The organism is Streptomyces sp. NPDC001056, from assembly GCF_053598955.1.
In genome coordinates this window covers 23,344-33,053 of sequence record NZ_JBSFLI010000057.1, presented here as the reverse complement: position 1 = coordinate 33,053, position 9,710 = coordinate 23,344, and the positions used below count along the sequence as shown (strand labels likewise).

At 74.1% G+C, this 9,710-nt stretch carries 8 protein-coding genes and 1 pseudogene; 4 read left to right on the top strand and 5 right to left on the bottom strand.

The annotated features are described in order from the left end of the window. From ACWDD7_RS35890 to ACWDD7_RS35880, 3 genes are all read right to left on the bottom strand, one after another. A partial coding sequence (locus ACWDD7_RS35890; RefSeq protein WP_450460485.1) for an MGDG synthase family glycosyltransferase occupies positions 1-1,092 on the bottom strand: 1,092 nt, incomplete at its 3' end. 325 nt (positions 1,093-1,417) lie between these two features. Next, positions 1,418-1,834, bottom strand: a complete 417-nt coding sequence (locus tag ACWDD7_RS35885) for a glycosyl hydrolase (RefSeq protein WP_351879065.1) — start codon at positions 1,832-1,834, stop codon at positions 1,418-1,420. A 179-nt stretch (positions 1,835-2,013) separates the two neighbouring features. Next, complete coding sequence (locus ACWDD7_RS35880; RefSeq protein WP_351879062.1) at positions 2,014-2,403, bottom strand: RidA family protein; 390 nt, start codon at positions 2,401-2,403, stop codon at positions 2,014-2,016. A gap of 72 nt (positions 2,404-2,475) precedes the next feature. On the opposite strand from ACWDD7_RS35880, the gene ACWDD7_RS35875 reads away from it, so the two are divergent. After that, on the top strand, positions 2,476-3,438 hold the full coding sequence (locus ACWDD7_RS35875; protein ID WP_450460484.1) for a LysR family transcriptional regulator: 963 nt from the start codon (positions 2,476-2,478) through the stop codon (positions 3,436-3,438). Positions 3,439-3,504: 66 nt separating this feature from the next. Further along, positions 3,505-3,728 (top strand): annotated as a pseudogene (locus tag ACWDD7_RS35870) (IS5/IS1182 family transposase); the annotation flags it as partial. A 191-nt stretch (positions 3,729-3,919) separates the two neighbouring features. Here ACWDD7_RS35870 and ACWDD7_RS35865 read toward each other — a convergent pair. Next, positions 3,920-4,702 carry a helix-turn-helix domain-containing protein gene (locus ACWDD7_RS35865; protein ID WP_450460483.1) on the bottom strand — a complete coding sequence of 261 codons (783 nt, stop codon included), beginning with the start codon at positions 4,700-4,702 and terminating at the stop codon, positions 3,920-3,922. Positions 4,703-4,964: 262 nt separating this feature from the next. On the opposite strand from ACWDD7_RS35865, the gene ACWDD7_RS35860 reads away from it, so the two are divergent. Continuing rightward, positions 4,965-5,630, top strand: a complete 666-nt coding sequence (locus tag ACWDD7_RS35860) for a DUF4097 family beta strand repeat-containing protein (RefSeq protein ID WP_450460482.1) — start codon at positions 4,965-4,967, stop codon at positions 5,628-5,630. A 466-nt stretch (positions 5,631-6,096) separates the two neighbouring features. Here ACWDD7_RS35860 and ACWDD7_RS35855 read toward each other — a convergent pair whose 3' ends face one another. After that, a complete protein-coding gene (locus ACWDD7_RS35855; RefSeq protein WP_450460481.1) occupies positions 6,097-8,121 on the bottom strand; it encodes an eCIS core domain-containing protein in 2,025 nt (674 codons plus the stop codon). Positions 8,122-8,576: 455 nt separating this feature from the next. On the opposite strand from ACWDD7_RS35855, the gene ACWDD7_RS35850 reads away from it, so the two are divergent. Further along, complete coding sequence (locus ACWDD7_RS35850) at positions 8,577-9,638, top strand: LacI family DNA-binding transcriptional regulator (RefSeq protein WP_351879056.1); 1,062 nt, start codon at positions 8,577-8,579, stop codon at positions 9,636-9,638. Positions 9,639-9,710 lie beyond the last annotated feature (72 nt).

The window sequence follows — 9,710 nt, the reverse complement described above, 5'->3', positions numbered from 1 at the left end:
CAGCAGCCATACGACGATGCCGACCAGGATCATGTCGATGATGCGCGCGAGGGTCCGCTTGGCGCTGTCGGCGAGCGGGGGCATGCCGGCGAGGGCGCGGGCGATCCTCACCTCGCGTTCCGCTCCCGGCCGGGTGAGCCGGGCCAGGGCCTCCAGCAGTGCGGCATCGTCCGCGGCCAGGTCGGAGACGCCGAGCGCGGCCATGCGCCGGGCGCCCTGGGCGAAGTGCCCCGGCAGCGGCCGGTGGCCGACGACGGGAAGCCCGGCGGCGAGCGCCTGGACGGCGGTCAGCCCCCCGGCGTTGTCCACCAGCGCCCGCGTGGCCCCCATCAGGCCGGGCATGTCCTCCTGCCAGCTCAGCGCCAGGACGCCGGCGACCCCCGCCACCGAGGCCCGCATCCGGTCGTTGCGGCCGCACAGCACCACGGGCAGATATCCGTTGCGGACCAGGAGGCGGGCGGTGGTGTGGAGGCGGGACGCGACTCCCCAGGCGCCGGCGGACATCAGGACGGGCGTCCTGCCGGGGTGCTCCCGCGCGAAGACCCGGCGCCACCGCGCGGCCGAGGGAGCGGGCGCGGTGAAGCGGGGCGCGACCACCGGGCCGGTGACGTCGGCGGGCCGGCCGGTGGCCCGGCGCACCTCCTGGGCGGCCTGCTCCGTGAGGCACAGGAAACGGTCGTTGCCGGGGTGCAGCCAGTGCCGGTGGGCAGCGAACTCGATCATGTAGACCACGCTCGGCACCGGCAGCAGCCCGTTCGCCCTGAGGTGGCCGGTGAGCTGGGCGGCGAGGTGGAAGACGGGGACCACCACATCCACCCGGTCCCGGTCGACCAGCGCCCGCAGCCGGTCCGCGGCGAGCCGGGCCAGCGGGACACCGCTGGGGCGCGGCCCCCGCCCGGGACGCAAAAACGCGTGGTAGACCGCGCCGTAGGCCCAGGGCGCGTGCCGTACCGAGACCTGGTAGCCGCGCCGCAGCCATCCGCCGAGACCGCGGGGCAGCAGCGAGAGGATGTCCACGCTGTCCGCCCGGTGGCCGTGCACGGCCGCCCGGCGCACGAGTTCGGCGGCCACCGTGTCATGACCGGCCCCCATGCTCGCGCTGACGACCAGCAGGCGCGCACCCGGCACGACGGGACCCGCGGTGGCGCCGGGCACCTCAGCCACGGCGCGCGCGGCCGGCGAGGAAGAAGAGGAACGATCGCATATCGGGTGATGTGTCCCTGATGGTGGCCGGCAAACGCGGCCATACGGCTGGTCGCCGCTCGGAGCGCAGCCACCCGCGGGCGGCCCGGCCCGGACCGACGGCGCGGACGGGACCGGCCGCGCGGCACCAGGACCCGCCACGCCGGCCCGGGGCGGTCCCCGCCCCGGGCCGGCGTCCCCGCCGCAGGCGCCGCCGCGGCGGCCCGGCGGCTGCTCAGTACCAGCTCGTGCAGGTGATCGCCGTGTCGTAGCCGGAGTCGCCGCAGGCACGCATCAGCCTGCCGTCGCTGTCCCGCCACGCCTCGGTCCAGACGCTGCCTCCGCTGCTGATCTCCGTCCAGCCCAGCTGGGGCTCCCAGGTCCGGCCGCCGTCGCTGCTGCGGTCCACCCAGACGTGCATGCCCGGCGCGCCGCCGACGATGCGGCCCCAGGCGCAGGTGCTGTTCCCCGACCCGTTGGCCCGCAGCTCGATGCCCTGCCCCTTGCCGCCGAACGCGGTCCGCACCGTGGTGGCGTGGTTGTTGTCGCAGCCGTCGGCCGCGTGGGCCGCCGTGGCACCGGCCAGGGTGAGCAGGCCGGAGAGCAGCGCCGCGGCCGAGAGCGCGGCCGCCGCCTTCTTCTTCGTACGCATCTTCGTTCCCCTCGTTCACGGCGCGAGGCCGTCGTCACCGGTGATCGAAGTCTGCGCACCCGTGGCGCCGGTGCCCACCTCGCACCACACAGGTTGACGGCCCCCGGGTCACTCCCCGCGCCCGCCGCGGGCGTCGTACCGGCGGTGGTCCGCGCGGACACGCCGCGCGACGCGGACGGTCACGCGGTGGTCCGCCGGGCGTACACCTCGATCTCGATCTTCATGCGGGGATCGGCGAGACCGCACATGAGCATCGTGGCGGCCGGCCGGACCTCACCGAAGGCGCGACGCAGTACCGGCCAGCAGGGCTCGAAGTCGGCCCGGTCGGGCAGCAGGTAACGCACCCGCACCACGTCGGCGAAGGAGCACCCCGCCTCGCTCAGGGCGGCCTCGATATTGCGCAGGCACTGCTCGGCCTGCTCCACCACGTCATCGGAGATCGTCATGGTGGTGTAGTCGAATCCGGTCGTCCCGGACACATGAACCCACTCGCCGTCGACCACGGCGCGGGCATAGCCGATCTGTTCCTCAAACGTCGAGCCGCTGAGGACGGAACGTCGCTCTGTCATGTGCCGAACGCTAGGTGACCAGCACTGATACGTCTAATACATGTTCAGGCATGGAGTGATATCTCTAAGCGTATGGAGCGCCCCGAACTTCCCCTGCCGCAGCTGCACGCCTTCGTCGTGCTCGCCGAGGAGCTCCACTTCGGCCACGCCGCCGCCCGCCTGGGCATCGCCCAGCCGCCGCTGAGCCAGCAGATCCGCCGCCTGGAGGACAAGGTCGGATATGCGCTGTTCAGCCGCGAACCCGGGCGCATCCGCCTCACCCCGGCGGGCCGGGAGCTCCTCCCCGCCGCCCGACATGCCCTCACCGGCCTCGCGGAGGGCCTGGCCGCGGCCCGGGAAGCCGGCAGCGGCAGGGCCGGCCGCCTGCGGATCGGCTTCGCCGCCTCCCTCGCCCTCACCGTCCTGCCCGGCTTGCTGCGAACCTTCCGGGAACGGTTTCCCGCTGTGGAACTCGACATCCAGGAGATGACCACCACGCCGCAGCTGGCCGCTCTGCGCGAAAGGACGATCGACATCGGCCTGCTGCGTCAGCCGCCTGCCCATGACGCGGAACTCGGGTTCGAGACCGTGCTGGCCGAACCGTTCGTGGCCGTCCTGCCCGCCTCGCACCCACTCGCGGCACAACGAGCCGTCCGGGTCGAGCAGTTGGCGGACAGCCCCTTCGTGCTCCTGCCCCGCGCCGTCGGCCCGCCGCTGTACGACCAGATCGCCGGTCTCTGCGTCGCTGCGGGCTTCACCCCCCGAGTGACCCAGCACGCTGTGGAGTGGCAGACCGTCTGCGCCCTGGTGGAAACCGGCCTCGGCGTGTCACTGGCCCCGGAGAGCATCCGCCGCATCCGCCTCGAAGGCGTTGCCTTCCGCGGGATCGAGCCCGACACCGCGCGCACACGAGTCGCCGTCGCCTGGCGCAAGAACGACCCGAACCCCCTGGTCCCAGGCATCCTGCACGCCCTCAGGCACGACCCGCCGGACAGGCCCCGCCCCGGAGGGGCAGGGCAGCCGGCGGAAGCCGATCAGCTGCCGAATTGGCCCTGACCGGCGTGGCGGCCGGGCTGCGTCTCTCTGGCCGGCGCCGTGCCCGGACGTGTCCCGTCGACGGGTCGTGGCGGCCTGAGCGCCGAGGTCCGCCCGGCCGCGGACGGCGAGGCACGGCCTGCGGTCATCGCTGTCACCGCCGGCCGGACCGGTGACGCACCGGCCTTCGAAGCGGTCATGACCCGCGTCCTCGTGCCGCGAACCGGCCAGGGCGGGCCCCGCAGCCGTCCGAACCAGGTCGGCCACCGCCCACGGGCCTGCGGCGAGGCCGCCGCGGCGGCCGCCCGCCCGGTTCGACGCCGATGCTGCGAGCAGCGCGGCACGGCGCTCGGGAAGAGGCGCAGGAGTACCTCACCGACCAGGAGCCGCGATCGACGCGAGCCCGAGAGCGTGTCACCTGTCCGCGCGCCGTCCGCCCCGCGCACCCGGCGCTTCACGATCCCCCGGGCCGGCTTCGGGGTTCGCCCCGGCCGGGGCCCCCTTACGGCGTGGCCGTCGGGACGGCCGTGCGCCCGTCGTCCGGCCCCGGCTCGCCGGCGCTGTCCGGGGCCGCCGCGGTTCTGGTGTAGAGGACCTCGCGGCCCTGCTCCGCGGCGCGGACGAGTCCTTCGCTGACGAAGTCGAGGAAGCGGGCGGCGTTTTCGAGGCGGGTGGCGGCGGGAGTGCCGCGGCCGAGGACGCCGACGCCCTGCCGCGCGGTCTCGATGAACCGGTCGTTGGCGCGGGCGCTGCGGATCATCGACTGGTACCAGAGGTCGTCGTCGACGACGTAGCGCTCGCGGCGGCGTTCGTCGCGTTCCCGGCGGACGAGGTCCAGGCCCTCCAGGAACGTGATCGCCTTGGACACGGACGCCGGGCTGACCTGGAGGCGCTGGGCGAGGTCGGAGGCGGTGAGGCTGCCGGTGTCGGTGGTGTAGAGGCAGCCCAGGACCCGGGCCATCATCTTGGGCAGACCCGAGGTCATGAAGACGGTGGTGAGGGTCTCCTGGTAGTCGCGTACGGCCTCGGCGTCGCGTCCGTAGGGCTGCGTGGGCGCCTGCGCTCCCGGGGGCGGGGCCTGCCTGCGCCGGTGGGTGCGCTGCTGGGTGGCGCGGTGCGCCAGATCGGCACGGTAGCCGGTGGGCCCGCCGTTGCGGGTCACCTCGCGCGTGATCGTGGAGGTCGGGCGGCCGAGACGGCGGGCGATCTCGGCGTAGGCCAGGCCGTCGGCCAGTCCCACCGCGATCTGCTGGCGCTCCTGCTGGGTGAGCCTGCCTCCCGGCATCACGGCCTCCTTCGTGTCCCACGGGTGCTCCGTGGCGCTGCCCGGTGTTCCCCGGCACCCCCACCCTAGCGTTCACCCTCACCGTATTGCAACGAACGGCTGTTCCGCCGTTGCGTTAACTGAGAGGGTGTTGCAATGATTACTCCACTTTCACCTGCGGTGATGCTGTTCTCATGCAAAAAGATTGTTGCCTGACTATGGAAAGCAACGTAGCGTTTCCGGCATCAGGAAACAGTGAGCCGTCCGTACACGGGAGAACACGATGCAGAAGTTCGACACCCCCGCCCCGATCACCGCCGTCCTGGACATCCCCGCCGGACGCGTCCGGTTCATCGCCGCGGACCGCACCGACACCGCGGTCGAGATCCTGCCCGCGAACCCCTCCAGGAGCCGCGACGCGAAGGCGGCGGAGCAGGCCACGGCCGCATACGCCGACGGCGTCCTGCGGATCAGCGCCAACGCGCCCGGCAACCAGCTCTTCGGGCCCTCCGGAGCACTGGACGTCACCGTGAAGCTGCCCGCCGGCTCCCGCGTCGAGGCCAGGACCGGCGGCTGCGAACTGCGCGGCGTCGGCCGCCTCGGCGACGTCGCCTTCGAAGGCGCCTACCACCAGATCAAGATCGACGAAGCCGCGAGCCTGCGCCTGACCGCGGTCGACGGCGACGTGGAGGTCGGCCGCCTCGGCGGCCCGGCACAGATCAGCACCGCCCGGGGCGACATCCGGATCACCGAAGCCCTACGCGGCACCCTCACACTGCGCACCCAGTCCGGCGACATCACGGTGACCGCCGCCGCCGGCGTCTCGGCCGCCCTGGACGCCGGCACCACCCACGGCCGCGTCAGCAACGCACTCACCAACAACGGCACCACCGAACTCGACATCCACGCCACCACCTCGCACGGCGACATCACCGCCCGCAGCCTGTGACGCGAGCGCGCGTACCGGCGCGGCCCGCGCGGGCCGCGCCGGACACGGGACTCAGCGGCTTCGGTGCAGGAGTTCGCGACTCGTTCCCGCACGGGCGGGCACGGGCGCCGCGGACAGGCCGGCGGCGCTGTTCAACCACGCGGTGACGCGGCCGCGCCGCAACCGGGTGCTGCTGCCGGGCGAGCGTGCCGCGCGGCAGGCGGCGAAGGCTCGCCGGGCGGCGGACAGGCGCCCGTACCCGGCGGTGGCGAAGGCCGCGAACAAGGCCGATCCGCAGCTCGCGCCGGCGCCGCGCGCACTGCCGGTGCTCCCGGAGCGCCGGCGGGCGCCGGGGCTTCGAGCGGCCGCGGACACCACCGACGCGGGCCACGGGGACTCGGGCCGGGCGGCAGCGACGGCTTCGCCCCGGGCGGCAGCGACCGTAGGACGGCTCGGCCCCGGGCGGAGCCGGAGCCGCCCCCCGTCACTACGCCAGATCCATCATGTCCCCGACGGGCGCACCGGCCGCCCCGGCCGCGGCGACCCCCTGGTCCATGGCCTGCTGCCAGACCGCCTGGGCCTCGTTCGCCGGCATGCCGCTCCCGCCGAGGTTGGCCTTGCGCGCCTCGTCGAGCACCGTCTTGAACATCGGCCACAACTGCCCCGGCCCGGTGGCCCGCTGGGAGATCCAGCGCATCTCCACCGGCGCCGCCTTCTGCCCGCCCAGATACGGCGCGACCACCGGTGACGGCTCGTCGGGCCGCTCCAGTGCCTTGCCGGGAGCGACGACCGGGAAATCCGTGTCCCCGTGGAGCAGACTGCGCAGCATCTGCTCCGTGTTGGCCACGCCGGACTCCCCGTGCCCGTAGATCGGTTCACGCGGCTTCGCCCGGTCGTCCGGATAACTCGCCACCATCTTCTGCCAGAACGACGTGTTCGTCTCGGCGAAGGTGGCGTGGAACCACTGGGCGAGTTCCTTGATCTGGGCGTCGGGGATGGTGAAGGACCGCAGCGTGTCGGTGGTCGAGGTCTGCCGCAGCGCCCCCAGGTTCGCCAGTTTCAGGAGCAGCGGCACCGCGTTCTTCGTCGTCGAGTTCGCACCGCGGGCGCCGCCCTCGACCATGGCGGTGCCGATGGCGTAGGACAGGCCCATGGCCATGGTGCCCGTGAGGGCCTCCTGGTCGCCGCCCTCCAGGGGCCGGCCCGCCAGCCGCGGTGCGATCTCGCGCAGCCGGCCCAGCGACGCGGCGACCGTGCGGGCCGCGTGGGTCCAGGCGTCCGCGATGTGCTCGTTGCCCGGCCGGCGCCGCGAGCCGTGGTCGACGCCGCCCTGGAAGGAGTAGAGCGAGGGCAGGCCCGAGGGCACCACGCCGACGGTGGCCTGGACGTAGAACTCCCACTGCACCGAGCTCTGGAAGTCCGCGATGGCCGCCTGCAGCGCGGTGTCCGCGAACAGCCGGGGGCCGAGCCAGGCCCGCAACTCGGCCAGCGGCAGCCCGGTCGCGTACTGCGTCGTGCCCGGGATCTGAAGCGCCCTCTGCTGCGGGTTCTGACCGATCATGGCCTGCGCGTGGGCCTCGATCTGCTGGGCCAGCTCCTGCACCGCGCGGTCCGAGCCGGGGGCCATCTCGTCGAACGGCGCCGTCACGTACTCCAGGTTGCTCAGGGAGGCCTGCTGCGGCTTGCCGACGGCGGGGACGCTGTCCGGCCCGACGAGCCCGGCCAGGACCCGGTGGATCGCCGCGGCCTTCCGGCTGAGCACGTTGTGGTCGGTGAGCAGGGACAGGTTCCCCTCGTTGAGCAGACGCCGGCCGTAGGGGACACCGCCGTTGAAGAACGCCCCGATCACCGGATCCGGCTGACGCCCCTCGACAGGGTTGAGACCCTGCAGGCTGCCCTGGCCGAAACTGGGCAGACTCAGCTCCGCCTCGAATCCCACGAGCCGCTGCACGCGCACCCCGGCCGGCCCAGCGGGCCCGGCGGCCCCGGCAGAGCCGGAACACCCCGAGGCCGCCGTGCCCGCCTCGTCGGCCGCACGCGCCACCGGCACCGGCCCGGACATCACCCGCCGCGCGTTGGCCTCGGCCGCCCGCTCGAACCGGTCCGAAGGATCACTCACCCGCAGCCCGTCCCCCCGGTCCGTACCCGCGACCGGCCCCTGGCGCTGCTGGACGACATGGGTCAGCTCATGGGCCAGCGTGTGCTTGTCCGCGCCACCGTCACCGATGACGACATGACTGCCCGACGTGTACGCACGCGCCCCGACCACGCGCGCCGACCGGCCGGCGGCCGCCCCGGTGTGCACCCGCACATCCGAGAAGTCCGCCCCCAGCCGCGCCTCCATCTCCTCGCGCAGCGGCCCTTCGAGCGGACGTCCGGGCGTCCTGAGCACATCCCGCACCGCGTTCCCCCGCCCCGGCGCCCGCTCCGCCCCGTCCCCCGAGGCGGCGGAGCGGGCCACCATGGCAGCCACCGCCGCGTTGCCCGCACTGCGCTGAAGCGACTCCAGCACTCCCGGATCCAGCCTGGGCGGCGCCGCGGCCGGCCCTCCCGGCCGCTCCGGCGAGCGTTTCCCGGCAGCCGGTCCGCGCCCGGCACGGGCGCTCTCACGACCACCACCGCGCTCGGCCCGTGACAGGGACGTGGGCACGCTCGGCCTCCTGACGGCGCATCGGGAACTCGACCCCCCACGCATACCCCACCCCGCCCGGCGGCAACAGGCCCCCGAGGGCAGCCCCGAGGGCAGTCCCAAGGGCAACCACGACGGAACCCCCGCCACCCGCACCGGTACGACGCCGACACCCCCTCCGCTCACCCCGGGCACCCCGCCCCGCCGGAGCCCTTCCGCAGCGGGCGAACCCGAGGCCGGCGGGGGCGACTTCGGCATGCCGCGACCCTGCCGCGCACGTCCCTTGACGCACCTGCCTGTGAGCGCTAACAATGATGCCCATCACGGATCGGAGCCTCATGTCGCAGACCGCTGGCCGCACCGGCCCCCGCAAGGCGCCCACCATGGAGGACGTCGCGCAACTCGCAGGCGTGTCGCACCAGACGGTGTCGCGGGTGCTGAGCAACCACCCCAATGTGCGCGAGTCGACCCGGGCAGAGGTGCTCCGGGCCATCGGGCAGCTGGGGTACCGGCGGAACTCCTCGGCCCGGGCGCTGGTCACCCGGCGCACGCTCACCCTGGGTGTGGTGGCCTGCAACCCGACGCTCTTCGGCCCGTCCAGCACGCTGTTCGGCCTGGAGGAGGCCGCGCGGGACGAGGGGTACATGGTCTCGGCGGTCACCCTGCGCCGCTACTCGGCCGCCGCCCTCAGGGAGGCGATCGACCACCTCAGCGACTGGGGGGTGGAGGGCATCGTGGTGATCGTCCCGCACCGCGAGGCGGTCAGCGCGCTGGCCGAACTGCGGCTGCCCTTCCCCGTGGTGACCGTGGAGGGCGGGCACAGCCTGCCGATTCCGGTGGTCTCGGTGGACCAGCGGCTCGGGGCGCGGATGGCGACGAGCCACCTGCTGGCCGCCGGCCACCGCACGGTCTGGCACGTCGCGGGCCCGCCGAGCTGGCTGGAGGCGGAGGCGCGGGCCAACGGCTGGCGCTCGGTGCTGGAGGAGGCCGGCGCCGTCGTACCGCCGCCGATCCAGGGCGACTGGACCCCGCTGTCGGGCTACCGGGCCGGGCAGGAGCTGGCCGGCCGGGTGACCGCGGGAGCGGCGGGCCGCGGCTCCCCGGAGGTGACCGCCGTCTTCGTCGCCAACGACCAGATGGCGCTGGGAGTGCTGCGCGCCCTGCGCGAGGCCGGCCTGTCGGTCCCCGGCCAGGTGGCCATCGCGGGGTTCGACGACATCCCCGAGGCCGAGTTCTTCACCCCGCCGCTCACCACCGTCCGGCAGGACTTCGCCGCGCTCGGCAAGGCGAGCATCCGGCTGCTGGTCAGCCGGCTGGACTCCGGCACCACCCAGGGCGACGACGAACGCGTGGTGATCGAACCGCGGCTGATCGTCCGCCGCAGCAGCACCCCTTCCTGACGGCGCTCCACGACCCTTCGACCCCCTGCGACCCGCCCGGTGGGCGCACCGCACCCGCCAGGCGCGAAGCGG

Coding starts and splice junctions, on each gene's coding strand:
- ACWDD7_RS35865 (WP_450460483.1), bottom strand. CDS start 4,702: ATGCCGGGAGGCAGGCTCACCCAGCAGGAGCGCCAGCAGATCGCGGTG.
- ACWDD7_RS35880 (WP_351879062.1), bottom strand. CDS start 2,403: ATGACAGAGCGACGTTCCGTCCTCAGCGGCTCGACGTTTGAGGAACAG.
- ACWDD7_RS35885 (WP_351879065.1), bottom strand. CDS start 1,834: ATGCGTACGAAGAAGAAGGCGGCGGCCGCGCTCTCGGCCGCGGCGCTG.
- ACWDD7_RS35860 (WP_450460482.1), top strand. CDS start 4,965: ATGCAGAAGTTCGACACCCCCGCCCCGATCACCGCCGTCCTGGACATC.
- ACWDD7_RS35875 (WP_450460484.1), top strand. CDS start 2,476: ATGGAGCGCCCCGAACTTCCCCTGCCGCAGCTGCACGCCTTCGTCGTG.
- ACWDD7_RS35850 (WP_351879056.1), top strand. CDS start 8,577: ATGTCGCAGACCGCTGGCCGCACCGGCCCCCGCAAGGCGCCCACCATG.